General features: G+C 66.4%; 29 protein-coding genes. 9 read left to right on the top strand and 20 right to left on the bottom strand.

Annotation, left to right across the window (positions count from 1 at the left end):
• Positions 1-20: 20 nt before the first annotated feature.
• The gene (locus ACE3Q6_RS02700; RefSeq protein ID WP_374428099.1) at positions 21-731 is read left to right on the top strand and encodes an acylneuraminate cytidylyltransferase family protein; all 711 of its coding nucleotides are present in this window, start codon (positions 21-23) and stop codon (positions 729-731) included.
• Here the strand turns inward: ACE3Q6_RS02700 and ACE3Q6_RS02695 are convergent.
• The 10 genes from ACE3Q6_RS02695 to ACE3Q6_RS02650 form a co-directional block, all read right to left on the bottom strand.
• Complete coding sequence (locus tag ACE3Q6_RS02695; protein ID WP_374428095.1) at positions 721-1,992, bottom strand: 3-deoxy-D-manno-octulosonic acid transferase; 1,272 nt, start codon at positions 1,990-1,992, stop codon at positions 721-723. The genes ACE3Q6_RS02700 and ACE3Q6_RS02695 overlap by 11 nt on opposite strands.
• The gene (locus ACE3Q6_RS02690) at positions 1,989-3,230 is read right to left on the bottom strand and encodes a 3-deoxy-D-manno-octulosonic acid transferase (protein WP_374428090.1); all 1,242 of its coding nucleotides are present in this window, start codon (positions 3,228-3,230) and stop codon (positions 1,989-1,991) included. The genes ACE3Q6_RS02695 and ACE3Q6_RS02690 overlap by 4 nt, the downstream gene beginning before the upstream one ends.
• Positions 3,223-4,338 carry a UDP-N-acetylglucosamine 2-epimerase gene (neuC, locus tag ACE3Q6_RS02685; protein ID WP_374428085.1) on the bottom strand — a complete coding sequence of 372 codons (1,116 nt, stop codon included), beginning with the start codon at positions 4,336-4,338 and terminating at the stop codon, positions 3,223-3,225. Before neuC ends, ACE3Q6_RS02690 begins: the two co-directional genes overlap by 8 nt.
• Before the next feature lie 75 nt (positions 4,339-4,413).
• Positions 4,414-5,589, bottom strand: a complete 1,176-nt coding sequence (locus ACE3Q6_RS02680) for a rhamnan synthesis F family protein (protein ID WP_374428081.1) — start codon at positions 5,587-5,589, stop codon at positions 4,414-4,416.
• Between the two features lie 274 nt (positions 5,590-5,863).
• Positions 5,864-6,997, bottom strand: a complete 1,134-nt coding sequence (locus tag ACE3Q6_RS02675; RefSeq protein WP_374428076.1) for a rhamnan synthesis F family protein — start codon at positions 6,995-6,997, stop codon at positions 5,864-5,866.
• Positions 6,998-7,032: 35 nt separating this feature from the next.
• Positions 7,033-7,797 (bottom strand): glycosyltransferase family 25 protein, encoded by a 765-nt coding sequence (locus ACE3Q6_RS02670; protein WP_374428071.1) that lies wholly within the window; start codon positions 7,795-7,797, stop codon positions 7,033-7,035.
• Positions 7,798-7,803: 6 nt separating this feature from the next.
• Positions 7,804-8,832 (bottom strand): N-acetylneuraminate synthase family protein, encoded by a 1,029-nt coding sequence (locus tag ACE3Q6_RS02665; protein ID WP_374428066.1) that lies wholly within the window; start codon positions 8,830-8,832, stop codon positions 7,804-7,806.
• 49 nt (positions 8,833-8,881) lie between these two features.
• Positions 8,882-9,439: an RNA 2',3'-cyclic phosphodiesterase gene (thpR, locus tag ACE3Q6_RS02660; protein WP_374428062.1), complete on the bottom strand. Its 558-nt coding sequence runs from the start codon at positions 9,437-9,439 to the stop codon at positions 8,882-8,884.
• Positions 9,436-10,578 (bottom strand): acetoin utilization protein AcuC, encoded by a 1,143-nt coding sequence (locus tag ACE3Q6_RS02655; RefSeq protein ID WP_374428057.1) that lies wholly within the window; start codon positions 10,576-10,578, stop codon positions 9,436-9,438. Before ACE3Q6_RS02655 ends, thpR begins: the two co-directional genes overlap by 4 nt.
• The gene (locus ACE3Q6_RS02650) at positions 10,575-11,087 is read right to left on the bottom strand and encodes a glutathione peroxidase (protein WP_374428052.1); all 513 of its coding nucleotides are present in this window, start codon (positions 11,085-11,087) and stop codon (positions 10,575-10,577) included. The genes ACE3Q6_RS02655 and ACE3Q6_RS02650 overlap by 4 nt, the downstream gene beginning before the upstream one ends.
• Before the next feature lie 172 nt (positions 11,088-11,259).
• On the opposite strand from ACE3Q6_RS02650, the gene ACE3Q6_RS02645 reads away from it, so the two are divergent.
• Together ACE3Q6_RS02645 and ACE3Q6_RS02640 are read left to right on the top strand one after the other, a co-directional pair.
• Positions 11,260-11,796, top strand: a complete 537-nt coding sequence (locus ACE3Q6_RS02645) for an NUDIX hydrolase (RefSeq protein WP_374428047.1) — start codon at positions 11,260-11,262, stop codon at positions 11,794-11,796.
• A 52-nt stretch (positions 11,797-11,848) separates the two neighbouring features.
• On the top strand, positions 11,849-12,277 hold the full coding sequence (locus tag ACE3Q6_RS02640) for a DUF1178 family protein (RefSeq protein WP_374428043.1): 429 nt from the start codon (positions 11,849-11,851) through the stop codon (positions 12,275-12,277).
• Between the two features lie 125 nt (positions 12,278-12,402).
• Here the strand turns inward: ACE3Q6_RS02640 and ACE3Q6_RS02635 are convergent, their stop codons facing one another.
• Together ACE3Q6_RS02635 and ACE3Q6_RS02630 are read right to left on the bottom strand one after the other, a co-directional pair.
• Entirely contained in the window at positions 12,403-12,900 is a 498-nt protein-coding gene (locus ACE3Q6_RS02635) for a MarR family winged helix-turn-helix transcriptional regulator (protein WP_374428038.1), read from the bottom strand.
• Positions 12,901-12,977: 77 nt separating this feature from the next.
• Complete coding sequence (locus ACE3Q6_RS02630; RefSeq protein WP_374428033.1) at positions 12,978-13,253, bottom strand: succinate dehydrogenase assembly factor 2; 276 nt, start codon at positions 13,251-13,253, stop codon at positions 12,978-12,980.
• Between the two features lie 101 nt (positions 13,254-13,354).
• On the opposite strand from ACE3Q6_RS02630, the gene ACE3Q6_RS02625 reads away from it, so the two are divergent.
• Complete coding sequence (locus ACE3Q6_RS02625; RefSeq protein WP_374428028.1) at positions 13,355-14,557, top strand: pyridoxal phosphate-dependent aminotransferase; 1,203 nt, start codon at positions 13,355-13,357, stop codon at positions 14,555-14,557.
• 92 nt (positions 14,558-14,649) lie between these two features.
• Entirely contained in the window at positions 14,650-15,054 is a 405-nt protein-coding gene (locus ACE3Q6_RS02620; RefSeq protein WP_374428021.1) for a hypothetical protein, read from the top strand.
• Positions 15,055-15,105: 51 nt separating this feature from the next.
• Here ACE3Q6_RS02620 and ACE3Q6_RS02615 read toward each other — a convergent pair whose 3' ends face one another.
• A complete protein-coding gene (locus ACE3Q6_RS02615) occupies positions 15,106-15,429 on the bottom strand; it encodes a 2Fe-2S iron-sulfur cluster-binding protein (RefSeq protein WP_374428014.1) in 324 nt (107 codons plus the stop codon).
• 106 nt (positions 15,430-15,535) lie between these two features.
• On the opposite strand from ACE3Q6_RS02615, the gene ACE3Q6_RS02610 reads away from it, so the two are divergent.
• A complete protein-coding gene (locus ACE3Q6_RS02610) occupies positions 15,536-15,934 on the top strand; it encodes an OB-fold nucleic acid binding domain-containing protein (RefSeq protein ID WP_374428004.1) in 399 nt (132 codons plus the stop codon).
• A gap of 109 nt (positions 15,935-16,043) precedes the next feature.
• Here the strand turns inward: ACE3Q6_RS02610 and ACE3Q6_RS02605 are convergent, their stop codons facing one another.
• The 7 genes from ACE3Q6_RS02605 to ACE3Q6_RS02575 all read right to left on the bottom strand — a co-directional run bounded on the left by ACE3Q6_RS02605 (position 16,044) and on the right by ACE3Q6_RS02575 (position 22,905).
• Positions 16,044-17,498 carry a Do family serine endopeptidase gene (locus tag ACE3Q6_RS02605; RefSeq protein WP_374427997.1) on the bottom strand — a complete coding sequence of 485 codons (1,455 nt, stop codon included), beginning with the start codon at positions 17,496-17,498 and terminating at the stop codon, positions 16,044-16,046.
• 144 nt (positions 17,499-17,642) lie between these two features.
• A complete protein-coding gene (locus ACE3Q6_RS02600; RefSeq protein ID WP_374427989.1) occupies positions 17,643-17,828 on the bottom strand; it encodes a DUF2065 domain-containing protein in 186 nt (61 codons plus the stop codon).
• Complete coding sequence (gene hflC, locus ACE3Q6_RS02595; protein WP_374428833.1) at positions 17,825-18,802, bottom strand: protease modulator HflC; 978 nt, start codon at positions 18,800-18,802, stop codon at positions 17,825-17,827. Before hflC ends, ACE3Q6_RS02600 begins: the two co-directional genes overlap by 4 nt.
• A complete protein-coding gene (gene hflK / locus ACE3Q6_RS02590) occupies positions 18,799-19,974 on the bottom strand; it encodes an FtsH protease activity modulator HflK (RefSeq protein WP_374427987.1) in 1,176 nt (391 codons plus the stop codon). The genes hflC and hflK overlap by 4 nt, the downstream gene beginning before the upstream one ends.
• A gap of 77 nt (positions 19,975-20,051) precedes the next feature.
• Entirely contained in the window at positions 20,052-21,410 is a 1,359-nt protein-coding gene (gene gor / locus ACE3Q6_RS02585) for a glutathione-disulfide reductase (RefSeq protein WP_374427984.1), read from the bottom strand.
• A gap of 93 nt (positions 21,411-21,503) precedes the next feature.
• Entirely contained in the window at positions 21,504-22,289 is a 786-nt protein-coding gene (gene rpiA / locus ACE3Q6_RS02580; protein WP_374427981.1) for a ribose-5-phosphate isomerase RpiA, read from the bottom strand.
• A gap of 82 nt (positions 22,290-22,371) precedes the next feature.
• A complete protein-coding gene (locus ACE3Q6_RS02575) occupies positions 22,372-22,905 on the bottom strand; it encodes a hypothetical protein (protein ID WP_374427978.1) in 534 nt (177 codons plus the stop codon).
• Positions 22,906-23,072: 167 nt separating this feature from the next.
• Between ACE3Q6_RS02575 and ACE3Q6_RS02570 the strand changes: the two genes are divergently transcribed.
• The 3 genes from ACE3Q6_RS02570 to ACE3Q6_RS02560 all read left to right on the top strand — a co-directional run bounded on the left by ACE3Q6_RS02570 (position 23,073) and on the right by ACE3Q6_RS02560 (position 25,865).
• On the top strand, positions 23,073-23,753 hold the full coding sequence (locus ACE3Q6_RS02570) for a glutathione S-transferase family protein (protein WP_374427975.1): 681 nt from the start codon (positions 23,073-23,075) through the stop codon (positions 23,751-23,753).
• Between the two features lie 67 nt (positions 23,754-23,820).
• The gene (locus tag ACE3Q6_RS02565) at positions 23,821-24,486 is read left to right on the top strand and encodes a glutathione S-transferase family protein (protein ID WP_374427972.1); all 666 of its coding nucleotides are present in this window, start codon (positions 23,821-23,823) and stop codon (positions 24,484-24,486) included.
• The gene (locus ACE3Q6_RS02560; protein WP_374427969.1) at positions 24,486-25,865 is read left to right on the top strand and encodes an L-serine ammonia-lyase; all 1,380 of its coding nucleotides are present in this window, start codon (positions 24,486-24,488) and stop codon (positions 25,863-25,865) included. Before ACE3Q6_RS02565 ends, ACE3Q6_RS02560 begins: the two co-directional genes overlap by 1 nt.
• Positions 25,866-26,016 lie beyond the last annotated feature (151 nt).

The following is a 26,016-nucleotide window of genomic DNA, read 5'->3' as shown; positions in this document are numbered from 1 at the left end:
TCCCAAAAGGGGAGGCCAGGATGATCCTAGGGCATATCGGGGCGCGCAAGGGGTCGAAGGGCGTGCCGGGCAAGAACTTCCGTCCGCTCTGCGGCAAGCCGCTGATCGACTGGTCGCTGGACCAGCTCTTCGCCAATCCCCGCATCGGCGCTGTCGTGGTCTCGACCGACGACGAGGAGATCTACGACCACGCGGTCCGGCGCGGCGCCCTGAAGATCGGTCTGCGGCCGGCCGAACTGGCCACCGACACCGCGCCGAAATGGGGGGTCTGGCAGCACGCACTTGCGGCAAGCGAGGCGCTGACCGGACCAGTCTCGGCCTTCCTCGACCTTGACTGCACCTCGCCGCTGCGCTTGCCCGAGGACATCGAGGGTGCTCTGAAACTTTACGAAATCGAACATCCTGACATGGTGATGAGCGTCTGCGAGGCGCGAAAGAATCCCTATTTCAACCTTGTCGAGCCGGATGCCAGCGGGGCGCTGCATGTCTCGAAACCGCTTCCCGGCGGCGTCTGGGCGCGGCAGGACGCACCCACCGTCTACGAACATGTCGGCATGGTCTACGTGGTGAACCCTGACTACCTGCGCCGCGCCAGGACGATCTATGAAGGCCGCGTCATTCCCTACGTGCTGCCCGCCGAGCGGTGCCACGACATCGACACGCCCTACGATTTCCGGCTGGTCGAGTTCCTGCTGTCCGAGCAGCTGAAGGATGGCGTGGTCAAGGCCTGAGCAGAGGCGCGATCGCGGCCAGTGTCCGCGCGGTCGCGCCGGAATGGGCTGCCATGAAGGCCGCGATCGTCTCGGGTGACGGATCGGGCCAGGTCAGGACGTGCTGCACCAGACGGTCCGCGCTGGTCTGCTGGCAGACGCCCGCCGCAATCGCCTCGACGGCCGGATATTCGATAGTCTGGACATGGGGTCCGACCAACACCGGCTTGCGCAGGGCCAGGGGCTCGATGATGTTGTGCGACCCCTTCGGCTGGAACCCACCCCCGACCACGACCCGGTCCGCAAGGGCGAGGTAGAAGTACATCTCGCCGAGGGAATCCCCCAACAGCACATCCATTGGCGCCTGCGACAGCGGGGCAAGACGCCCGTCCAGCCGCTGGCTGCGGCGGGCGAAAAGGACCCCCTTTTCGGTCATGGCCTGCGCCACTGCCCCGAACCTCTCGGGCGCGCGGGGGATGAACACGATGATCGGCGGCGTCCGTCGTGACAGAAGCTCGCGGGCTGCGGCAAGGAACAGCGCCTCTTCCGGTTCGGTGACCGAGGCGAAGGCGATCACCCGCCGCGGACCCAGCGTCGGGCGGACGGCAGCCGCGGCGGCAAGTTGCGCAGCGGGGATCGGCTGGTCGAAGCGCAATTCGCCCGTCACCGCGATGTTCCGCACCCCGACAGAGGCGAAGCGCCGCGCCTGCAACTCGGACTTCACGAAAGCCCCGGAAAAGCCGCGCATCAGGGCGGGCCGGATCCCGAACCGGGCGTCGCGCACCATCGAATCCGTCGGGTACTGCGCATTGCACATGTAAAGCGGCACACCCGCCGCACGGGCGGCAAAGATCATGCGCGGCCAGATCTCGATCTCCATCACCAGGCCAAGCCGGGGGCGGAAGGTTTTGAAGAAACGCTTGTAAGCCCATGACGTCTCGACAGGAACCCAGACGGGCATCAGGCGACCGGCAGCGATTTCCTCGGCGAAGACGCGCTCTGCCTCGCGCCGTCCGGCGGGCGTGAAATGCGTGGTCACCACGGTTTCCCCGCGGTCGAGCAAGCCCCGGATCAGCGGTACGGCCGAGCGAAGCTCACCCAGGCTGACCGCATGGATCCAGACCGATCCGGGCAATCCCGCAGGGTACCGGCCAAAGCGTTCGCCGATGTGTCGCGCATAAAGCGGGTCCTTGCGGCCGCGTTTCCAGAGGTAGGCCAGCACGACCGGCAGCCCGATGTGCCAGAGGAGCGACCAGAAGCGAAGGAAGAGCCAGAGCCTCATGCCAGGCCACCCAGGGCCAGAAGTTCACGGGCCAGCGGTCGAAGCGAGTGCCGGGCTGCGTCCGAGGTCGACTTTGCCCGCGCCGCCATGGCGGAGTGATCCTCGGTCAAGGCCGGCGCCAGACTGTCGGGCATCACCTGGCGCGCGGCGGAAACCTGGTGCAAGGCACGGAAGTCGCCCGCGAAATTGGCTGTCCGTGGGCCGTGCAGAATGGCCGACCCCAGTGCGGCCGGCTCCCAGGGGTTATGGCCCTCGGTCGGGCCGAAGGTGCCGCCGACCAGCGTGATCGGGCAAAGACGATACCAGAGCCCCATTTCTCCCAGGGTATCCGCGATCCAGACGTCGCCGCTCGGCCCCTCCCCCAGGCTTCGCCGGGTCGAGGTCAGGCCGTGCTCGGCGACCCGGGCGGCGATCTCGGCCCCCCGGGCGGGATCGCGCGGCGCGAGGATCAGAAGCGGCCTGGCATCCAGCGCGCGGATGGCTGCAAGCGTGACGAACTCATCCTCCGGATGCGATGACGCCAGCAGGACCGGGCGCTGGCCGATCAGCGCCTCCCGCGCGGCGGCGAGCGCCCGGGGATCGGCGGCCAGCGGCGGGGCGGCGGCCTTCAGCGACCCCGAGACCCGCACGCCTTTCGCGCCAAGGGCTTGCAGGTGATCAGCCGTCCCGCCGTCCTGCGCCGTGATCAGACGGAAGCGCGACAGGAGATCGGCGTAAAGCGAGGCCCAGCGGCGGCGGCGGGCATAGGCGTCGGCGTTCATCCGGGCATTCACCAGCGCAAGCGGTATGCCGCGCGCATCGGCGGCATGAACCGCGCCGGGCCAGAGGTCCTGCTCGGCCCAGATCGACAGTGACGGCCGCCAGTGGTCAAGGAAACGGCCCAGGTAGGCCGGCGCATCCAGCGGCAGGAACTGGTGACGGCAGCGCGGGGGCAGGTTCGGCGCCAGCACCTCGGCCGATCCGCGAGTGGTGGACGTGACCAGGAACTCCGTCTCCGACTGCTCCGCCATCGCGCCGATCAACCCGCGCAGGGCCAGGACCTCGCCCAGTCCGACGGCGTGAAGCCAGACGACGGGGCCGGACGGTCGCGGAAGCGAGGCTTCGCCCAGCTTCTCGCGCCAGCGGTCGGGCAGCTCTTTTCCCCGTGCCAGCCGTCGGGCGAGCAGGGTCGGCGCCACCAGCGGGATCCCCCGGGACGCCGCGAGATAGGCGGTCAGCGCAAGCGAGGGCCTAGTCACGGAAGGCCTTCTGCAAGCTCAGTGTCCAGAACTCGGGCCGGGCCAGCGTTTCCACGAAGCGCGCAGCCGCGCTGCCCTCGCCGAACCCTGCGTGTGGCGTGGCCTGACGGCCCCAGTGGCGCGACAGGAAGTCGAGGATCACCGCCCGATCCGCCGCCTCGCAGGCCACGACCGACGGCGCGTCCGAACGGTTCGACTGCCGCGTCCCGATGTCCAGCGAGGGCAGTCCCAGAAAGGGGGCCTCGCGCACACCGGCCGAAGAGTTTCCGACCATGCAGGCGGCGTTCTTCATCAGCTCCGAGAAATGCGCGAACCGCATGGAGGGCAGCACGCGGAATCGGGATTTCGGCAGGGTTTCAAGCACCTGGAAGATGTCTTTCGACCCCGGGTCATTGTTGGGCGCGATCACCACGAAACTGCGGCCCGAGGCTTCCAGCGCACCGAACAGGTCCGCAGCCTGCCGGCCGATCGTGTCCTGTTCGCTGGTCACCGGATGGAAGGTGACGATGCCATACTCGTCGAACGCGATCTCGTAGCGCGCGCGAACCTCGTCCAGCGTGACGCCGGACGGGCGGGCGTGGAAGTCCAGCTCGGGCGAGCCGATGGGATGGATCGTCTCCTCGGGCTCACCCAGCGCGCGGACACGGCGGCCCGCAGCCTCGGAGGACACGAAGTGGTGCGTGCAAAGCTTGGTGTTGCAGTGGCGGAAGACCTCGTCGATGGTGCCCGACACCTCGCCGCCCTCGACATGGGCCGAGCGGATGTAATTCGTCGCGGCGACCAGCGCGCCCGCAAGCGCCTCGATCCGGTCGCCGTGCAGCACGATGAGGTCGGGCCTGACCCGGTTCACATAAGCGGAAAACCCGGTGACGGTGCGGGCCAGCACCAGGTCCTGCGGGTCGCCTTCGGCCTGGTTCACGAACTCCTCGACCGCGACCCCCGCCATCCGCCGCACCTCGTTCCGGGTCAGGCCGTAACGTTCCATCATGTGCATTCCGGTGACGAAGAAGGTCACCCGGTGCCCCGCATCAAGCGCGGCAGCGGCCAGCGGCTGAAGCTTGCCGAAATCCGCGCGGGTGCCGGTAAGGAAGAGGAGGTGGCGGGTCATGGAGGCAGTCATGACGCGGGACGCGACGGGTGGCAAGGGTGGTGGGGGTCAGCAGCCTTGCTGTGCCGACCACAGTTACTGGATGACGCGCTGCTGCTGCGCGATCCGCGGGCGAGTCACCCGTGCCTGACCGTTTGGTGGAACCCAGCCACGGACCATCTGGCTGACTTCGGCACGCACTTCGTCGGCCAGCGGGGGGATCATTCCGCTGGCTTCGAGGTCGAGCAGCTCCTCCCGCGCCATGTGGAAGCGCATGTCCTTTGCCTTCTTCGCGAACCCCATGCGCCCATAGACATGCGCGGGCATGACGAACGCGGCGGACAGAAGGATTGGCCGCGAGTTCCGAAGAGAATGGTCCGTCCACGCAAGGAACGCCTCCCGCCAGGGTTCCCCGGACGCGAGGCAACGTCTCACCGTCGACAGATCGGGGTGGCGGTGATGCTTGATATCGATGGTATGTTGCAGAACCAGTTCAAGGTCTGCATCGTCAAGCTTTTGCAGAACAGACATCAACCACTGGCGATCCAGGATCGACCCAACGCGCCATCCGGACCGAATGGCACACTGCGTAAAAGCCTTTTCACCGACGCGGATTGTTGTAACCCGGGAGTTGGACATAACGTACCGCGACCAGAACTGACGGAAATCACTGGACCTGACGAAGTCTTTCGAAATCATCAACATATGCGACTCGATGTGATCGTTGTCCGGCCTTTTTTCATTCTCGGTCTTGAAGACATGCCCCGCCAGGTCCGCCCCCAGCGCCTCCATGCGCGCCAGGCTGTCGTCATCGCGGCGAAGTGGAAACCAGGTGCTGTCGTTCATAAGCACCAGCAGCGACAGTTCGTGGCGGAGCGACCAAAGATACCGAATACCGTCGCGATATCCGCCGAAGTCATAACCGACATTCGGCCGCTCCAGCAGGACCGAAACGCTTTTGGCCACCGCAGTGCGGTCATCGGGTCGCAAAGGGCCGTTCGAGACAAGCACGACGGAAAACCGGTTGCGCGCCAGATGGTCCAGCGTCAATTGGAGCGAGGGAGCCAGCCCGTTGGGCTGGAACACGACGAAGACCGCCACCCGGTCTGTCAGTGTCAATTCTCCCGGCGTAATCTTGATCAGTCGGTTTGATCTTCGATCGTAGATGACTTTCCGGATCGGATCGTGGACGGTCCGCATGAAAAGCATGCTCAGCTTGGCGAAACCGGCGCGGAGCTCACGCCGAACTTTCCACATCGGGGGAAGGGTCATCTGTCCACCCTTATCGACCGCCGCGATCCGGCAGCAGGACGCCCGCAGTCCGCCTGGCATGGCCGGCCAACCTGACTAGCAAATGCACCCTGTCCCACCTCCGACATCCGATAATCGCACCTATTCACACGTATTACGGGAATAGCATTGCATCGGCTCAGCACAAGGGCTGGCGGGACCTTGCAGCAATCATCCGCCGCGAAGACCAATGATTGCGAAAGAATTCGCCAATCCGGCCCCTGCCGGAACACGCGCCGACGGCGAAGCCCGGCCTCTAGGCCGACCCGCTGCGGTCTTCCCGCGCCATGATCTCTGCCATGACTTCGGCGCCGAGCGGTGCCAGGTCGCCGGCTCGCACCGCCTCGAGATGTTTCCGGCGCATCCGCGAGTGCAGCGAGGCACCGCTGCCGCCCCCGGTCGGGCCAGGAGACTTCTTGATGAAATCCATGCCGAAAAGCGCATCCGACGGATAGCAGAAACCGGCATTGAACCTGCGGCGGATGGTCGTCCTGGCGATGTGCTGGATGACCCTGTCGCGCCAGGTCTGGTCGTTCGCGTCGCTTTCAAGCAACTGCACGCCTTCCGCCGCCAGTTCAGGCTCGACGTAGGATGCATAGGTCAGTGTCTTCTGCAGGAACGACGTTTCCTGCTGCGCAAGCCCGTCCAGGAAGGCCTGCCGTGAGAAAAGGCCCTGCGCCGTCAGCCCCGCATCGCGCATCCGGCTCGCGAACTGCCGCTCCCCGCGCCGGATCGCGTTCAGCCTCTTGCTGGAGGAAGGGTAATCCCGCCAGAAAGCCCCGAATGCATCAGACGCGCAGGCCCGGGCATTCACGAGCAAGAGATAGGATTCAAGATGGCCGCGATGGGTCCCGCCGTAGCGCTTTGTGCTTGCCGGGTGCTCGATCCCACCCACGACATCGGCTGGGACCGCTTCCAGGCGCGCGATCAGGCTTGAGTCCGGCCGCGTCGGCATCCAGACCGAGTCATTGAGGATCAGCAGCCGCTCGGGCGTGATGCCCCAACGCTGAAGCAGCAAGACACCGTCACGATACCCGCCGAAGTCGTAGCCGAAGTTGGGTCGTTCGAAAACCCGCCAGGCCAAAGGGGCCAGTCGCGCGCGATCCGTGCCCGACAGCGGCGTGTTCGAAACGACAAGCGGCGCATAGCCGTTCGCTGCCAGCCAGCTCAGCGTGGCGAGGATCGAAGGCGCAACACCTTTCGGTTGGTAGATCAGGAAGATCGCGATCTTTGGACGGGGACCGATGCCAAGATCCTGTGGCGTCGGCTGGCGGTCGCGCCAGGCATCGTGCCGTTTTCGCAAAATGGGTTCGTAGAGGTTGGCGAGCCGGGCCGCGGTCTCCTCGCCAAGGCGCCCAAGCTCGCGCTTCAGCTTCCAAATCGGGATCATCCGCCCCCCCCCGCAAGGCCTGACGCCGCTTTGACTCATAGTCTGGCCGACCCGCCAAAAAATGCGCCTGTCCGTATCAGATACCTGGCTTTGCCAAAGGAATTTCCGATGCGCGCGGCATAGCTCGGCAGGCGAAGATACCACTTCCGCTTCCGCGTGCCCGATACGTTCATGGCATTGATTGTGCTTTCGCCGCCATCGTCGACATGGCTCGGGAAAGGCTCAAGCCCGTAATGTCGAAACGCGTGGACATGATTGCGATCCAGTTCGTGATCGATCGGTCGCCGTATCGGCAGCATTCTCGGCAGCAGCCGCTGGGCAAGGTCGCGGGTGATGAGATAGGCGCCGCACCCTGTTGCCGGACCAAGATAGGTGTTCAGCTGCCACGGACCAACGTAGGCCTGCCGGACCGGTTGCTTTGCGCGGATCTTGTTCAGTTGCAGATAGTCCCAGTGATCCCGGACACGCACAGCTTCGGTGAGCGCAGGGAGAAAATCGGAATGGAACACGACATCGCCTTCCATCACCAGGGCAACGGAGGCGTCCGTGTCCAGGAATGCCCGCCAGACGGACAGATGCGCATGATAGCAGCCGACATCCCCCGGCGTGATCTCCCGCCCGTTGAGACGGCTGAATTCTGCGGCATCGACGGTCGACGAAAGAGGGTCCCATTCGGCACGTCCGTCGACCCCGGGAACCAGAGTGTAGGGCAGCCCAAGCAGCGCCAACCGCGCCTCCATGTCCGCACGACGCTTGGTCGACTGGGGAAGATTGATCAGGAACGCCGCCAGACCCTCCATGCTGCGTTACCCCAGATCCCCCCACTTCAGCTGCGTATTCCGCGTCACCGCCCGGTTCAGACGCTTCCCCACGACCTTGTCGAAGTCATAGGCCGCGATCTCCCCCGACCCCGGGCGGCGGGCCCAGATGTCCATCTCGCCGATCACATGCCCCTCGGGCAGATCCTTGTCGGCCACAACGGACCCGCGGGCGAAGCGGTAGACGTCCTCTTCCGGCGCCGACCGCTGTTTCGGGTTGTTCGCGGCGATCCAGATCTCCTTCGAACGGTCGATCAGGAAGCGCAGCTCCGCCGGGTCCATCGAGTTGATGATGTCCGGCCCCTTGCGGTAGCGGGTGTCGGTGTAATGGCGCTCGAGGATGCAGGCCCCCAGCGCCACCGAGGCCAGCGCCATTTCCGGCCCGATGGAATGGTCAGAAAACCCCACCACCGCCTTCGGGAATGCGGTCCGCAATTCGGTCACGCCGCGAAGTGACACGATCTCGGCCGGGCTGGGATAGAGGTTGGTGCATTCCATCAGCGCATACTCGATCCCGGCCTTTTCGAGGATCTCGACCGAGGCGCGGATGGTCTCGATCGTCTGCATCCCCGTCGACATGATCACGGGCTTCCCCTTCCGCGCGATGTGGCGGATGAGCGGCAGGTTGTCCGCCTCGCCCGAGCCGATCTTGTAGGCCGGCACATCCTGCGTCTCGAGCCAGTCGGCAGCGGCGCGGCTGAAGGGGGTCGAAATCCAGATCAGCCCCAGGCTTTCCGTATAGCGCTTCAGCTCTGCCTCTTCGTCCAGAGACAGCGCGCACTGCTCCATCACGTGCCAGATCGAGACGTCGGCGTTCGGCGGGAAGATCGACTTCGCCTCCTCGGTCATCTCGTCTTCGATGATGTGGGTCTGGTGCTTGATCATCTCGCAGCCCGCACCCGCTGCAAGCTGCACCATCTCTTTCGCCACCGCGAGGTCCCCGCCGTGGTTGATCCCGATCTCGGCGATGACAAGCGGCGGGTGGTTCGGGCCGATCTCGCGGTGGGCAATCTTCATGGGGACACTCCTTGATTGCGGCCCGTGGTGCGTCAGCCTGTCCTGTCTGTCAAGATGACGTGCCCGTGATCAGCGGGTAACGCGCCAGCACTTCGTACTGCGACCCCTTGCCCGTCAGGTGGCTGCGCCAGAGGGTCAGCTCGGTGACCTCCCACGGATCGGTCCGGAAACCCGTGCCCATCGCGACGGCGCGCTCCAGCCGCATGGCGTCGGCGGGCGGCGGGGGCTGAAAGCGGCCAAGCGTGACATGGGGCGTGAACTTGCGCGCGTCGATCGGGCAGCCGGCGCGGCGAGCGATGGTCTCGACCTTGGCCTGCAGCTTCATCAGCTCTGGCGACGGGCCGACCCCCGCCCAGGCCACGCGCGGCTTGTCCTTGCCGAAAAGGCCAAGGCCCTGCAGCGCCAGCGGGAAGCCCCGTTCGCGCAACGCCTCGAAGCCCTCGTGCGCGGCTTCCAGCGCCGGCTCTGGGCATTCGCCCAGGAAGACGAGCGTGAGGTGAAGGTTCTCCGGCTCGACCTTGCGCGGCAGGGGAAGCAGGAACTGCTGCACCTGAAGCGCGCCGCGCACGGCAGCGGGCAGGTCGATGCCAAGGAAGGCGCGGATCATCGCCGGGCCAGCCGCACAAGACGGTCACGTATCTCGGCGCGCACCGGACCTTCGCGGGGCGCATCGATCAGCGTGGTCGTCATCGCCGGACCCGGTGGGGGCCGCCCGCCGCCATTCCAGCTGAGGCGCTGCAGGACCTCGGACGCATGGGCCGGCAGCCGGTCCGGCTGGTCCCGCCCCGCAACCTGCCCCCAGATCGCCGTCCAAAGCCGTCCGACCGACCAGGGATTGTAGCCGCCCCCGCCCAGCACCAGCACCCGGGGCGCCAGGGGCAGAAGGGCCCGCACAGCCTCGAGATAGGCCCGGTTCGACAGGGCAAGCCGCGAAAGCGGGTCCTCCAGCAGGCTGTCCGCGCCGCATTGCAGGACCAGCGCCTCGGGCCGGAACTCTGCAACCCGCGGCAGGATCAACTCGTGCAGGACAGCCCGCGCCTCGCTGTCGTTGTAGCCCTTCGGAACCGGGAGGTTGAAGGCGCTTCCGCCCGCGCTGTCCTCGAGCCGCCCCGTGAAGGGCCACCGCCCCTCTTCGTGGACCGAGATCATCCGGACCCCGGGATCGCCCGCAAATGCCAGTTCCACCCCGTCGCAATGATGGGCGTCGAGGTCGACATAGGCGACCCGCGAAAGTCCGCCGCGCTGCAGGACCCTGATCCCAAGGACCACGTCGTTAAGATAGCAAAACCCGTTCGCGCGGTCCGGAAGGCCGTGGTGCGTGCCACCACCGGGAACATGGATCACGCCCGGCGTCCGGCAAAGCAGGTCGGCCGCCAGCATTGCGCCGCCAGCGCCCGTGGCAGGGCGGCGGTAGACCTCGGGGAAGACCGGATTGGACAGCGTGCCAAGATGAAACCGCGCCCGCATCTCCTCGGTCGCTTCGCCAAGCGCCTCGGCGGCTTGAAGGGCCGCGATGTAGGCGGGTTGGTGCCACAGTTCCAGCGCTGCGGGCTTTGCACGGGGACTGGCGCGAAACCGCTCGGGCGGAAGCCATCCCAGCGCACGGGCCAGGTCCATCACGGTGCTGACCCTGGGAATGCGCAACGGGTGGCGCGTGCCGTAGGTCGAGCCTCGGTAGATGTCCGATCCGATGAACAGCGGCACAGCCACCGACCCGGCGGGCGCGGGCGGCGGCGCGGGGATCATTCCAGCATGGCCTCGATCCGGCCGGCGATCTGCGGACCTTCGGGGCGCACCGGGGCCCCGAAGGTGCCCGCGATGCTGCCGTCGGGCGCGATCAGCACCTTGTTGAAGTTCCAGCCCGGAACGAACCCGGTCTCCGACCGCACCCAGGCATAGAACGGGTGCGCGCCACCACCTGTCACCGTGGTGATCTCGGTCATGGGCAGGGTGATGTCGAAGGTCATGGCGCAGTATTCCTTGACCGCCGCCTCGTCGGCAAGTTCCTGGTCGAAGTCGTTCGAGGGAACGGCAAGGATCAGCGCCTTGTCGCCAAAGCGGTCGTGCAGGTCCTGCAGCGCGTCGAACTGTCCCGCATATCCGCAAAGCGAGGCCGTGTTGACCACCAGCACGGGCTTGCCGCGCCAGTCGTCCAGGTCGATCTCGCCCCCGTCGATCGAGGCGAAGCGGAAACCGTCCGCCGCATGCGCCTGCAGTGCAACCAGGGCAACAAGGCTCGCCGCCAGATACCGCATCCAGTCACCCCCTTTTTTCGCATCATTTTGATGCAGGGTCAGATAATCCGGATGCGGGCGGCGTCAATTTGCGGGAACTTTTTTCCCGCTTGCCCCATATATATGTCATAGTCGCAAATGAGGACCAGAGCAGCGGCCAGATCCGGGAACCGGGCGGCCAGGGTAGACAGACATGGGTTGGCAGGACAAGTTCACGGCGCAAGGCGCCGACGCAGGCGGTACGCGGATGCAGTACGGTGCGCTTTGTTGGCGGACTGCGGCAGGCGGCGTCGAGGTATTGCTGATCACCAGCCGAGACACCGGACGCTGGGTCATCCCGAAGGGCTGGCCGATGCCGGGCCTCTCGCCCGAAGCCGCAGCGGCGCAGGAAGCCTGGGAAGAGGCCGGGGTGCAAGGCACGATGAACCCCCTCTGCATCGGGCGCTACGGCTACCAGAAATGCCTGTCGCCGGACGCAAGCATTCCCTGCGCCGTGGCCGTCTACGGGCTTCGGGTCCAGGAACTGGCGAAGACCTTCCCCGAGGCGAAGGAGCGCCGCCGCAAGTGGTTTCCGCTCGCCGAAGCCGCGACCCTTGTGGCCGAGCCCGAGCTTGCCACGATCATCGCGCAATTCCTGCCGCCGATCCAGGGCAGGCCGGGGCCGATTGCGGCCGATGACGACGACGATCCGACCCCCGCGCCCAAGGCTGGAAAGCGCAAGGGGCATTGATCTTTCGCCGCGAGTGGTTAGCTAAGCAGGGTCCGGAACGGGACTGCACGAGATGATCCGCTACAACCTGAAATGCGGGGCCGGTCATGGCTTCGAAAGCTGGTTCAAGAACGCCGAGGGCTTCGCGGCCCTGCAGTCGGCGGGTCAGGTTTCCTGTCCGGTCTGCGGCTCACCCGAGGTCGAGAAAGAGTTGATGGCGCCGGCCGTCCGTCCGTCACGCAAGGCTGCCGCGGCAAAGCCGGACCTGTCCGCACCGGCTTCGGAACTGGAAGAAAAGCTCGCGGCCCTGAAGAAGCAGATCGAGGAGAACTCGGAATACGTCGGGATGAACTTCGCCGCCGAGGCGCGGAAGATCCATGCCGGCGAGGCCCCCGAGCGGCCGATCCACGGCGAAGCAAAGCCGGATGAGGCACGGGCCATGATCGAAGAGGGGTTGCCGGTCGCGCCCCTGCCCTTCCTGCCCGCGAGAAAGGTCAACTAAGCCCGACCTGTCCACGGTGGACAAACGTCGATGGTCCAGCAAAATCAAGAGCTTGGTCGCGGACGTTTACCGTTTCTCAACACTTGCCGAAACGCCGATTCCCGGCCGCTTCCAGCCCGCGGACGTCAGTAGATGTAGCGGATCTGTTCGGTCCAGAACCGTTCCATCCGCTTCAGCGACATGTTGATTTCGTCCATCCCGGCGGCGTCGATCAGACCGCGCTTTTCGATCCCCTCGGAATGCCGGGCGAAGAGCTCGGACAGAAGGCCGCGCACATGGCGCCCCTTCTCGGTCAGCCGGACGCGCACCGAGCGGCGGTCGATCTCGGACCGCTGGTGGTGCATGTAGCCCAATTCCACGAGCTTCTTCAGGTTGTAGCTGACGTTCGAGCCCTGGTAGTAGCCGCGCGATTTCAGCTCGCCCGCCGTCACCTCGTTCTCGCCGATGTTGAACAAGAGCAGCGCCTGGACCGAGTTGATCTCCAGTATGTTCAGCCGTTCGAATTCATCCTTGATCACGTCGAGGAGCAGGCGGTGCAGCCTTTCGACCAGGGCAAGGCTGTCAAGGTAGCAGGACAGGAACGCCTTTTGCGAACCGTCCAGCACTGGCGCATACATTGTCATACCGTTTCTCCACCGTTCGGACGGGGGTAGAATCGGGACAAAGAGCAAACATTCCGTAAACTTGCGAAGAACTTCCGCTAATTCTTCGCGGCAAGGCGGGTTTCAGCGAAAGCAGTGATCCGGGCCAGGAGCGGGGCGAGGGCGGGCGGCGGGGCCGACTGGCCCAGGATCCAGGTCATCAGGTCCTGGTCGTTCTCGGCCAGAAGCGCGTCATAGGTCTGCAGATCGGCCTCGGAAAGTCCCGCCAGATGCGCATCTGCAAAGGGACCCAGCACGAGGTCCATCTCCTTGGTGCCGCGCCGCCAGGATCGCATCGCCATCCGCTTCAGGCGCGCTTCAGCCGTCTCGCCCATTTGCCCACCGTTCCCGCTTGAACCCGTTCGGGGCGGACCCTAAGACAGGCGGGCCCAAAACTCCACCCGCTGAAATTCCACCGTCCCCGAAAGGTGCAAACATGGCCTTCCTCTCCGACACGCTGGCGCGGGTGAAGCCCTCGCCCACCATCGCGGTGACCACCAAGGCCCAGCAGCTGAAATCCGAGGGCAAGGACGTGATCGGCCTTGGCGCGGGCGAGCCGGATTTCGACACGCCGGAAAACATCCGCGAGGCCGCGAAGCGCGCCATCGACAGCGGGAAGACCCGCTACACGGCGGTGGACGGCATCCCCGAGCTGAAGGCCGCCATCTGCTCCAAGTTTCTGCGCGAGAACGGGCTGACCTACACGCCGCAGCAGATTTCGGTGGGCACCGGCGGCAAGCAGATCCTGTACAACGCGCTGATGGCGACGCTGAACCCCGGGGACGAGGTCATCATCCCGGCCCCCTACTGGGTCAGCTATCCGGACATGGTGCTACTGGCCGGGGGCACTCCGGTGCCGGTGGTGGCCGGGATCGAGACCGACTTCAAGCTGACGGCCGAGCAGCTGGAGGCTGCCATCACGCCGCGCACCAAGTGGTTCATCTTCAACTCGCCCTCGAACCCCACGGGCGCGGGTTACACGCGGGAAGAGCTTAAGGGTCTGACCGACGTGCTCATGCGCCATCCGCATGTCTGGGTGATGTCGGACGACATGTACGAACACCTGGTCTTCGACGACTTCGAATTCTGTACCCCGGCCGAGATCGAGCCGGGTCTCTACGACCGGACGCTGACCTGCAATGGCGTCTCCAAGGCCTATGCGATGACCGGCTGGCGGATCGGCTATGCCGGCGGGCCGGTGGCGCTGATCAAGGCGATGGGGACGATCCAGTCGCAGTCGACCTCGAACCCCTGTTCGGTCAGCCAGTATGCGGCACTCGAGGCTCTGTCGGGTCCGCAGGACTTTCTGGCCGACTGGCGGAAGGTCTTCCAGGGCCGCCGCGACCTGGTGGTGTCGATGCTGAACCAGGCCAAGGGCATCCGCTGCCCGAAGCCCGAGGGGGCCTTCTACGTCTACCCCGACATCGCGGGCTGCATCGGCAAGGCCACGCCCGCGGGCACGGTGATTTCCAACGACGAGGTCTTCGCGACCGCGCTTCTGGAGGAAACCGGGGTCGCCGTGGTCTTTGGTGCGGCCTTCGGCCTGTCGCCCAACTTCCGGGTCAGCTATGCAACCTCGGACGAGGTCCTGCGCGAGGCCTGCGCCCGCATCCAGCGCTTCTGCGCCACACTGGTCTAGCGGCCGGCTCGCTTCCGGGTTGACGATTGGACCGCGCTCCGCAAGGAATGGCGGTGCGGGCGGTTCCGTAGCGATTGGATCAGGCAGGGCGAATGGGCGCAGACCTTCCCGACTACTATTTCCGGGTGCGCGAGAACGGGGCGGCGGTCTTCCGCATCGGGACCGAGAACCGCCAGCGCCGGATCGAGATGGTCGAGATCGCCGCGGTCAACGTGAAGAACGGCAACGTCAAGCCGCACGGCAATACCGAGCTGACCGAGGCCGACCGCGCTGCCATCGACGACTGGCTGAAGGCGCGGCAGGCGCAGCTTCAGGCGCGCGAGGTGGATGACATCCTGCGCACCGTGGACCACCTGAACCTCACGACGCAATGGGCACAGTCGCGGGCCAGCGATGCGCAACTGGAAGCGGTGACGGACACGCTTCTTCTGGCGATGCACGACCTGCGCTCCATGCTCGTGAAGCGCAAGGCCGAACGGCTGGGCAAGGCCGAGTAGCGGCGTCTTCGCGTCGCGGGACAGCGACGAAAGACGCCCGCGAGGGTTCGGTCAGATCTGCTTTTCCGGCATCTGCACGCGCAGACCGTCCAGCGCATCGGTGACCTTCAGCTGGCAGGTCAGGCGCGAGCGCTTGGGGTCGGGCTGCCAGGCGAAGTCCAGCATATCGGCTTCCATGTTGTCCTTCTTCGGCAGCCGGTCCACCCAGTCGGGGTCGACATAGACATGGCAGGTCGAACAGGCGCAGGCGCCACCGCAATCGGCCTCGATCCCCGGAATGCCGTTGTCGCGCGCGCCTTCCATCACCGTCAGGCCGTTCGCGACCTCGACGACATGTTCCTTGCCACCGTGTTCGACGTAAGTGATCTTCGCCATGCTCATGCTCTCCCGGGATCGTCAGACGTGACATAGGCCAGTCCGGCGCGATTTGCCAGAGGGGCGCGGACTTGCCCTGCGCGACAAATGTTCTATATTTGTTCGCATGACTCTGGTCCTGTCCCCTGCCCCGCGCGGATCCTGGCCGCGCCCGCCGCGCGCCTTGCAGGCCGCCCGTCTTGGCGAGCCTCCGGCCGGGGCGCGGGTCACCGTGGCGGGGTTGGTGCTGGTCCGCCAGCGGCCGGGGACGGCGAAGGGGGTGATCTTCGTCACGCTCGAGGATGAGACGGGGACCGCCAATGTCGTCGTCTGGGCGAATGTCTACGAACGCTTCCGCCGCGCGGTGATCGCGGGGCGGCTTCTGCGGGTGACGGGAAAGCTCCAGCGCGAGGCGGGGGTGGTGCACGTGGTGGCCGAGCTGATCGAGGATCTGTCGCCGCTGCTGGACCGTCTGCTGGACCCGGGGTTCAAGTTCGACGGGGTCAGGGCGGGGGACCAGCCCTAGCGCCGGGACCAAATTCCTTAAGAAAGGAATTTGTCAAATTTCTTAAGTAAGAAATTTGGCGGCAGAGAGACCCCCGCCGCCATGCCTTGCCTTGCCTTGCAGCCGAAGCTCACTTCTCGATCGACAGCGCCACGAAGCGCGGGTCGCCGCCACGACGGACGAGGAGGAGGATCGACTTCCGCCCGCCGTCCCTGGCTTCCTGGATGCGGTCCTCCAGGTCCTGCAGACGTGCAACCTTCTGCTGGCCCGCTTCGGTGATGATGTCGCCTTCGACCAGGCCCTTGGTGAAAGCCTCCGACGCCTGGTCGACGGCGGTGATCACCAGACCCTCGGCACCGGCGTCCAGCCCGAGACGGCTGCGCAAGTCGTCATCCAGGGGCGCGAGCGTCAGGCCCAGCGTCTCCAGTTCCTTCGGCTCCTCGGCCGCGGGAGCGGACGCGGGCATGGTCGCGGCCTCGGCCTCTTCGCGGCGGCCAAGGGTGACGGCCAGCGTCTCGGTCTTGCCGTCGCGCAGGACGATCACCGGCACGGCCTCGCCGATGGGGGCGTCCGCCACGCGGCGGGTCAGGTCACCCGCGTCGCCCACTTCCTCACCTGCGAAGCGCTGGATGATGTCACCGGCCCGGATCCCTGCCGCCTTGGCGGGACCCTCGGGAACGTCGGACACCAGCGCGCCCTTCGTATCCGCCAGGCCCATCGATTCGGCGATTTCCGGCGAGATGTCCTGGATGCGGACACCCAGCCAACCGCGACGGGTCTCGCCGAACTGCTTCAGCTGATCGACGACCTTGGTCACGACGTTCGAGGACATCGAGAAGCCGATGCCGATCGAGCCGCCGTTGGGCGACAGGATCGCGGTGTTCACCCCGATCACTTGGCCGTCCATGTTGAACAGGGGCCCACCCGAGTTCCCGCGGTTGATCGCGGCGTCGGTCTGGATGAAGTCGTCATAGGTCCCAGACAGTTCACGGCCGCGGGCCGACACGATGCCCGCGCTGACCGAGAAGCCCTGGCCAAGCGGGTTGCCCATCGCCATCACCCAGTCGCCCACGCGCATCAGGTCCGAGTTGCCGAAGCTGACGAAGGGCAGCGGCTCGTCGCTTTCGACCTTCAGAAGGGCGATGTCGGTCTTGGGGTCGGTGCCGACCAGCTTGGCGGTCAGCTTCTTGCCCGAGAAGAATTCGATGGTGATCTCGTCAGCTCCTTCGATCACGTGGTTGTTGGTGACGATATATCCGTCTTCAGAGATCACGAATCCCGAGCCAAGCGCCTCGGACCGCTGGGGTCCGCCAGGTCCGGGACCGCCGAAGTCATCGAAGAAATCCTCAAATGGGCTGCCTTCCGGGACCATCGGGGACCCATCGGCGGGGGCGGCGATCATCGCCGAAGTGGTGATGTTCACGACCGAGGGGCTGATCTTCTCGGCCAGTTCGGCAAAGCTTTCCGGCGCGCCGAAGGCCTGCGCGTCATGAACGGGCGCGACGCTGAGACCGAAGCCCAGGACCAGCGCCAGAACGGTGCTGGACCGCAGGGCGTTGCGGATGGAGGGGGTGAGGTCGGGCACGATGCGAACTCCTGTTCATCGGATTCTGTCGGCGGGGGGTCCGGATGACCCTTTCCGCAGGCGTCTCGAGAAAACAGTTAGTGAACGAAACCTGCAATGCAAACCCAGTCGCGGTGCATCAAGGTGATGTGAAGGAATATGTCATCAACCACGCACCAGCCAGACCAGCAGAACCCCCAGCGCGAGGCTCACCAGGCCGACCATCCGGCGTTGATCCAGCGCGAGACTTGCCAGAAAGCGCAGCGCATCCTCGATACGACGAGGGGCCAGTGCAAGCACCAGCCCCTCGATCGCCAATACCAGCCCAAGGGCCAGGATGACCTCGCTCACGGATTGGCCGGAGCCTCTTCGGGCGCAGCTTCGGCCGGCGCCTCCTCGGCCGCCGGTTCCGCCGGCGCGGGGGCGGGCGTGGTCGGCCCGACCGAGGCGCCGCTGGGACGTCCGGCATCGGACCGCAGGTAGTCGAAGAACTCGCTGTCGGGCTGCATCACGATGGACGAGTTGCCGCCCTGCAGGCTGGCCTCGTAGGCGGTGAGCGAGCGGGTGAAGGCGAAGAACTCCGGGTCCTGGCCATAAGCTTCGGCAAGGATCCGGTTGCGCTCGGCATCGGCCTCACCGCGGATCACCTCTGCCTGACGCCGGGCGTCCGAGGTCAGTTCGATCACCGTCCGGTCGGCCGAGGCGCGGACGCGCTGCGCCGCTTCGCCGCCCCGCGCCCGTTCGTCCGCCGCTTCGCGTTCGCGTTCCGCCCGCATCCGGGCGAAGGTCGCTTCCAGGTTCTGTTCCGGAAGGTCGGTGCGGGTCAGGCGCACGTCGATCACGTCGATGCCAAGGGCCGAGCCCTCGCGCTTGGCGATGGCGAGGATCTGGTTCATCAGCGCCGCACGGTCCTGGCTAAGCACCTGGTCCTGCGTGGCATTACCCAGCACTTCCGGGATCGCCTGGCTGAGGATGTTGCCCAGAAGCTGCTGGGCCCGCTCCTCGCCTGCGGTGCCGACCGACTGGCGGAACTCCACCAGGTCGACGATCCGCCAGCGGGCGAAGGCGTCGACCACAAGACGACGGTCGGACAGAAGCGTGACTTCGATCGGCTGGGTCTGGAGCCCGAGGATCCGGTCCTCGTACAGGACCACGTCCTGCACCAGCGGGATCTTGAAGCCGAGGCCGGGTTCTTCCTTGACCTGCATGACCTGGCCGAACTGCAGCACCAGCGCGCGCTTCCTTTCGTCCACGATGAAGACCGAGGACAGGATCAGCACCAGAAGGACCACGAAGGCCGGGATGATGTACATCGCGCGCATCAGTTGTTCCCCCCGGTCGTGCCACCGCCTTGGGCAGGCGTCATCCGCCCAAGCTCGTTCAGCGGCAGGAAGGGCACGACGCCCTGCCCCGCTTCGCCGCCCGAGACGCCATCAAGGATCACCTTGTTCATGCCGCCCATCACCCTTTCCATCGTCTCGATGTAAAGGCGCCGCCGGGTCACCTCGGGCGCCTTCACGTATTCGGCATAGACCGACAGGAACCGCGCGGCCTCACCCTGGGCACCGTTCACTGCCTGGGCGCGGTAAGCCTCGGCGTCTTCCAGAAGCCGCGCCGCCTCGCCTCGGGCACCGGCGGTGACCTGGTTGGCGTAGGCATCGGCCTCTTTCTCAAGCCGGTCGCGTTCCTGCTGCGCGGCCTGCACGGCGCGGAAGGCGTCGATCACCTCGCGCGGGGGCTGGGCGCTTTGCAGGTTCACCCGGATCACGGTGATCCCGGCGTTGTAGCTGTCAAGCGTCGCCTGAACTGCCGTCCGCAGGTCGCTGGCGATGACGCCGCGGTCGCGGTTGAGGATCGGCGACAGTTCCGACCGCGCGATGATGTCACGCATGGCGCTTTCGCTGACGGCCCGGATCGTGTCTTCGGGGTCGACCAGATTGAACAGGTATTTCTCGGGGTCCGAGATGTTCCAGACCACCTGGAAGCCGATGTCGACGATGTTCTGGTCACGCGTCAGCATGAGGCCCGTGTCATTGCTGCCCGCGCGGGTGCCGATCTCGGTCGTCCGTTCGCCCGTCACCTGGACCTTCTCGTAGGTCACGACGGGCCAGGGCGCGAAGTTCAGGCCGGGATTGCCCACGCCCGAGCTCTCGCCCAGGAAGAGCTCGACCGAGCGTTCTTCCGGCCGCACGGTGTAGAAGGACATGAAGGCCCAGACCGCGACCAGCGCCAGCGCGCCAAGGCCAAGGCTTTGCTTGGTGAAGACCGGACCGCCCGGGTCGCCGCTTGGGCCGCCGGTGCCACGGTTGCCGCGCCCGCCCATCAGGACGCGCAGCTGTTCCTGGCCGCGTTTCATCAGCTGGTCGATCTCGGGGATCTGGGGACCGGGTTCACCACGACGACCACCGCCGCGGCGGTCCTCGTCGTCGTCGTTGCCCCTGTTGCCGTCTCCTCCCGAGCCGCCACCGCCGCCCCAGGGACCGCCACTTCCTGCCATTGAAAAGAACCCCTTGTTTTTACCTTTGCCCTAAGCTGGTCATATCCAGCCGGAAATCAACCCGTCCCGCCCCATTGTCAGGCGGTTCTGACCGGTTTTCGCATCGTGACCAGTTCCTCCGCCATCGTCGGGTGGACGGCGCAGGTGCGGTCGAAATCCTCTTTGGTGGCGCCCATGCCGATGGCGATGGCCACAAGCTGGATCATCTCGCCCGCTTCGGGCGCGACGATATGGCAGCCCAGGACCTTGCGGGTGGCTTGGCTCACGATGAGCTTCATCATCACCCGGTCCTGCTTGCCCGCGAAGATCGTGCGCATCGGGCGGAAGGCGGTGGCGTAGACCTCGATCGGCTCTTGGTCGCGGGCGGCTTCCTCGGACAGGCCGATGGTGCCCATCTCGGGCTGGGTGAAGACGGCCGAGGCGACGAGGGAGTGGTCGAAGACGGTGGGCTTGCCGCCAAAGACGGTGTCGGCGAAGGCATGGCCCTCGCGGATCGCCACGGGGGTCAGGTTCACGCGGCCGGTGACGTCGCCCACGGCGAAGACGGAGGGGACGGCGGTCTGGCTGTAGGCATCGACCGGGATCTCGCCGTTGCGGCCAAGGGTGAGGCCGATCTCTTCCAGGCCGAGGCCCCGGCTGTTCGGACGGCGGCCGGTGGCGTAGAGCACCAGGTCGAACTCCTGCTCGGTCCCGTCGGTGGCCACGGCGCGGATGCCCGTCCCGGTCTTCTCCAGCCGCATGACGTCGGTGCCGCAATGGATGTCGATCCCGTTCGCGCGCATCGCGTTGGCGACATGGCCCCGGGCCTCGTCGTCGAAACCGCGCAGGATCTGCGCGCCGCGGTAGTACTGGCTGACCTTCACGCCCAAGCCGTTCAGGATGCAGGCAAATTCGCTGGCGATGTACCCCCCGCCCACCACCAAGGCGCGCTTGGGCAGCGCGGGCAGGTGGAACATCTCGTTCGAGGTGATCGCAAGCTCCTTGCCCGGAATGTCCGGCACGAAGGGCCAGCCGCCGGTGGCGACCAGGATGTGCTTCGTCGTGAACTCCTGCCCCGAGGCGAGCCGGACGCGATGCGGATCCACGATCACCGCGCGTTCATCGTGGATGGTGACGCCCGCGTTCTTCAGCGTGTTGCGATAGGCGCCTTCCAGGCGGTCTAGCTCCGACTCCAGCCGGGTCCGGAAGCGCGTCCAGTCGAAACCGCCCGCGGTCACGTCCCAGCCATATTCCCGGGCCTCGGCGATGGCTTCCGGATAGGCGCTGGCGAAAACCATCAGCTTCTTCGGCACGCAGCCGCGGATGACGCAGGTCCCGCCCATCCGGCTTTCCTCGGCCAACCCGACCTTCGCGCCGTACTCGCCCGAAGCGATCCGCGCCGCCCGCACGCCGCCCGAGCCGCCGCCGATGACGAAGAGATCATAGTCGAAGGTCATCTGCCGCCCCCTGTCGCTGCCTTGCGACAGAGCTATGCCCTAAGCGGGCCGGACGAAAGCCCCCAGCCTGCGCTTTTCATCAAACCGCTAGGCTCAGTCGAGATCTGCGAAGATGTTCCGGCTTTCGGTGATGTCCACCGCCCCTGTTTCGACCCGGCCCGAGTTGATGTCGCGCACCGTCACGCGGCCATCGCCGTGGCCGATCACCACGACGTCGCAGATGTCGATGAAAAGCCCGTTCTCGACCACGCCGGGGATCTGGTTCAGGACCAGCGCCAGTTGGCGGGGATTGCCGATGCGCTTGAGGTTGAGGTCCAGGATGTAATGCCCCTCGTCGGTGATGAGGGGCGCCTGCTTTGTCATCCGCAGCGACACGTCCCGGGCCATCACGTCAAGACTGTACAGAGTTTCCTCGATCAGGGCCTTGGTGGTCTGCCAGCCGAAGGGGATCACCTCCACCGGCAGCGGGAAGGCGCCCAGCTGCGCGACCTCCTTGGCGGCATCGGCGATCACGATCATCCGGTCGCTTGCCGTGGCGACGATCTTTTCTTGCAGAAGCGCCGCGCCGCCGCCCTTGATCAGGTTCAGGTTCTGGTCGAACTCGTCCGCGCCGTCGATGGTCAGGTCCAGCCACTTCGTCTCGTCCAGCCCGACCACCGTCAGCCCGACCGACCGGGCGAGGTCCGCCGTCCGCTCTGACGTCGAGACGCAGGTCACGTGCAACCCCTCCTCGCGCACGCGCTCTGCCAGGCAGCGCACCATCCAGGCCGCGGTCGAGCCGGTGCCGAGCCCCAGCTTCATCCCGTCCTCGACGAAATCCACCGACCGGCGGGCGGCCACGAACTTGGCCTGGTCGATCGGAGAAAGTTCCGCAGCCATGACAGTCCCCTTGTTGCCTGTCCCCGAGATACCGCAATCGCCCCAAAAGGGCGAGAGGCTTCAATGGCGACAGACCGTTGCGCTAGCCGGCCTTTTCCAGCCCCGCCACGGCGCGGGCAACCTCGTCGGCGCTTACCGCCCCGTTGCCATCGGCGTCCAGCGCCATGAGGCTGCGCAGAAGGCCCGCCTCGTCCTCGCCCAAGGCGCGCAGCCCGGCCAGGCGGCCCTGTTCGGCAAGCTCTGCCGCATCCGCCCGCCCGTTCCCGTCCGCGTCCGCCGCGACGAACTGCCGTTCCAGCCGCCCCCGCCCCTCGGCATTGGCGGCGCGCTGGCTGACCTGCAGCTCGGCCCGATCCACCGCGCCATCGGCGTCGAGGTCCAGCGCCAGGAACCGCCGCAGGGTCGAGGCCCGCGCCCCCGCGCGTTCCAGCGCGATATGCTCCTCGATCCCGGCAAGGCCCAGCCCGTCCGGCCCGCCGAACCCCGCGATCAGGTCGCCCACCCGCCCGGCGAACCTGTCGGGGTCCTTGCGCATCGCCTTGTCCAGCGCCGTCTCCTCGGCAAGGGCCGCAAAGGGCCATACCAGAAGTCCCGCGATCACCAGCGCCCGTGCCATCTGCATCCCTCCTGTCACTGCCGCGCGGCAGACTGGCGGCGAAATGGTTTACAGGGGCTTAACACCGGCAGGGCCGCCGCGCATCGACGACAAAGAGCCGACAAGGAGTCGCTTTTCGCCCTGCGGCAACGCTAGACTTGCGCAAGGCTCGCGCCAGAGGACCGACAATGTACAAGCTGCATTACGCCCCCGATAACGCCTCGCTGATCATCCGGCTGGTGCTGGATGGCGCGGGCATTCCCTATCGCACGGCGCTGGTGGACCGGTCGAAGCGGCAGCAGGACAGCGCGACCTACCGGGCGCTGAGCCCGACCGGGCTGATCCCCGTGCTGGAGATCCCGGCCGGGCCGATTGCGGAAACCGGGGCGATACTCCTGTGGCTTTCCGACACCCACCATCTTGGCCCCGGTCCGGCCGAGGCCGACCGCCCGATCTTCCTGCAATGGCTGTTCTTTCTGTCGAACACCGCCCATGCCGACTTGCGGCAGATCTTCTACCCGCACCAGTATGCGCCCGTTGACGGCCATGCCGCGCACCTGGAGATCATGTCGACCCGGATGCTGCGCCACTTCGGCCTTCTGGAAACGGCGGCTTTGCAGCACCCCAAGCTCTTCGCCGCCGGCAAGCCGCTGGGCGTCTACTCCATGGTCCTGGCCCGCTGGGCGCAGCTTTACCCGGTGAACGGTCCGCGCTGGCTGGACATGGCCGATTTCCCCACGCTTGCCGCGCTTGGCCGGGCGCAGGAAGCGCGGGTCGAGACGCGGGTGATCGCCCGCGCCGAAGGTCTGGGCCCGCATCCCTTCTCGCGCCCCGAACAGCCGAACCCGCCCGAGGGGTCGGTCCTGTGACGCGCATGTCCCGCCCTTTCATCGACCGGAAGCCTCGTCCCCACCGTGTCCCGGCACCGGAGGCCGCATGACCCTGACGCTTCACCACGCGCCCGACTTCGCCTCGACCATCGTGCGTTTCGCGCTGGAAGAGCTGGAACTGCCGCACACGCTGGCCATCGTCGACATCGACGGCGGGGCGCTCGCCAGCCCGGAATACCGCAAGGTGAACCCGGTGGGCCTGATCCCGGCGCTGGAAACCGACGACGGCCCGATGTTCGAGACGGCCGCGATCCTTTTGTGGCTCGTCGACAGGACCGGCCGGCTTGGGCCGGGACCGACCGATCCCGACCGGGGGGCATTCCTCAGCTGGCTCTTCTTCATCTCGAACGCGCTCCACCAGGCGGCCCTGGCGATGTTCTACCCGCACCGCCCCGCGGGCGAGGCCAACACCGACGCCGCCCGCGCCGCCGCGCAGGAGCAGATCACCGCGCGCCTTGGACTGATCGAGGCGATGCTGGCCGCGCAGTCCCCGCGCTGGCTCTCGCCCGACCACCCCGGGGTCCTCGGCTACTACATCGGCGTCCTCGTGCGCTGGCTGATCCTGTTGCCGCCCGCGCCCTATGGCATCCGGCTGGACGACTTCCCACATCTGAAGGCCGTGCTCGCGGCGCACGAGGCCCGGCCTGCGGCGCTTCGTATCGCGGCCTCGGATGGCCTTGGCCCCACTCCCTTCACCAATCCAGGTACCTGATGTTCCTCTCCGTCTTCGACATGTTCAAGGTGGGCATCGGCCCGTCCTCGTCCCACACCATGGGCCCGATGGTTGCCGCCGCGCGCTTCCTTGACGCCTTGCGCGCCTCGCCCTTCCACTTCCACGGGCTCCGCGCCTCGCTGCATGGTTCCTTGGCCTTCACCGGGGTCGGCCATGCGACCGACCGCGCGACGATCCTCGGCCTCGCCGGGTTCGAGCCCGCGACCTATGACGCCGAGAAGGCCGAGGCCGCGCTGGCGAGGATCAAGGAGACCCATGTGATCGAGGTGCCGGGGCTTGGCACGCTCGCCTTCGATCCCGGCAAGGACCTTCTCTTCGACTACGGCCCCGCGCTGCCCGGACACGCCAACGGGATGATCCTGAAGGCCACCGACGCCCAGGGCGACGTGATCCTGACCGAGACCTACTATTCCATCGGCGGCGGCTTCGTCCTGACCGAGGCCGAGCTGGCCGAGGCCGGGGGTGCCAAGTCGAAGGCCCGCGCCGATGTGCCCTACCCGTTCGAGACGGCAGCGGAAATGCTGGAGATGGCGAAGAAATCCGGCCTTTCGATCGCGGCTATGAAGCGTGCGAACGAGCTGAAGTTCCGCTCGGCCGCCGATCTGGATGCCGGCATCAACCGGGTCTGGCAAGTGATGAACGACTGCATTTCCAGGGGCATGAAGGGCGAGGGGATCCTGCCCGGGGGGCTCAAGGTCCGCCGCCGCGCCAAGGGCATCCACGACGCGCTTCTGGCCGAGCGGGGCCTGAACCTGACGCCCCCGCACACGATCAACGACTGGATGTTGCTTTACGCGATGGCCGTGAACGAGGAAAACGCCGCCGGCGGCCAGGTCGTCACCGCGCCGACCAACGGGGCAGCAGGCGTCGTCCCCGCCGTCATCCGCTATTGGCTCGACCATGTGCCCGGGGCATCGACAGCAAAGGTCGGCGACTTCCTCCTCACCGCCGCCGCCATCGGCGGCCTGTGCAAGCACAACGCCTCGATCTCCGGCGCCGAATGCGGCTGCCAGGCGGAGGTCGGATCCGCCGCCGCCATGGCCGCCGCCGGCCTCTGCGCCGTCCTGGGGGGCACGCCCGAACAGGTGGAAAACGCCGCCGAGATCGCGCTTGAACACCACCTCGGCATGACCTGCGACCCGGTGAAGGGCCTCGTCCAGGTGCCCTGCATCGAACGGAACGGGCTTGGCGCCATCAAGGCCGTCTCGGCGGCCTCCCTCTCGATGCGCGGCGACGGCCAGCACCTCGTCTCCCTCGACGTCTGCATCGAGACGATGCGCCAGACCGGCCGCGACATGCACGAGAAATACAAGGAAACCTCGCTCGGCGGCCTGGCGGTCAACGTCCCGAACTGCTGACGCGCCTTTCACATTTGCCCAAATATCCCCGCCGGAGGCACAGCCGAGGCGGGGTGGGTGGGTGCAGCAAAAAACCCCGCCCCAAAAAAAGCGGGGGCGCCCGCGACAGAAAAAACACCCCCCCCCCCCCCCCCACGCAGGGACTCCGCCG

The organism is Tabrizicola sp. (assembly GCF_041913445.1).
Classification (GTDB): domain Bacteria; phylum Pseudomonadota; class Alphaproteobacteria; order Rhodobacterales; family Rhodobacteraceae; genus Tabrizicola.
Note: the sequence above shows the minus strand (reverse complement) of the source record. Positions and strands in the feature narration are given on the sequence as shown.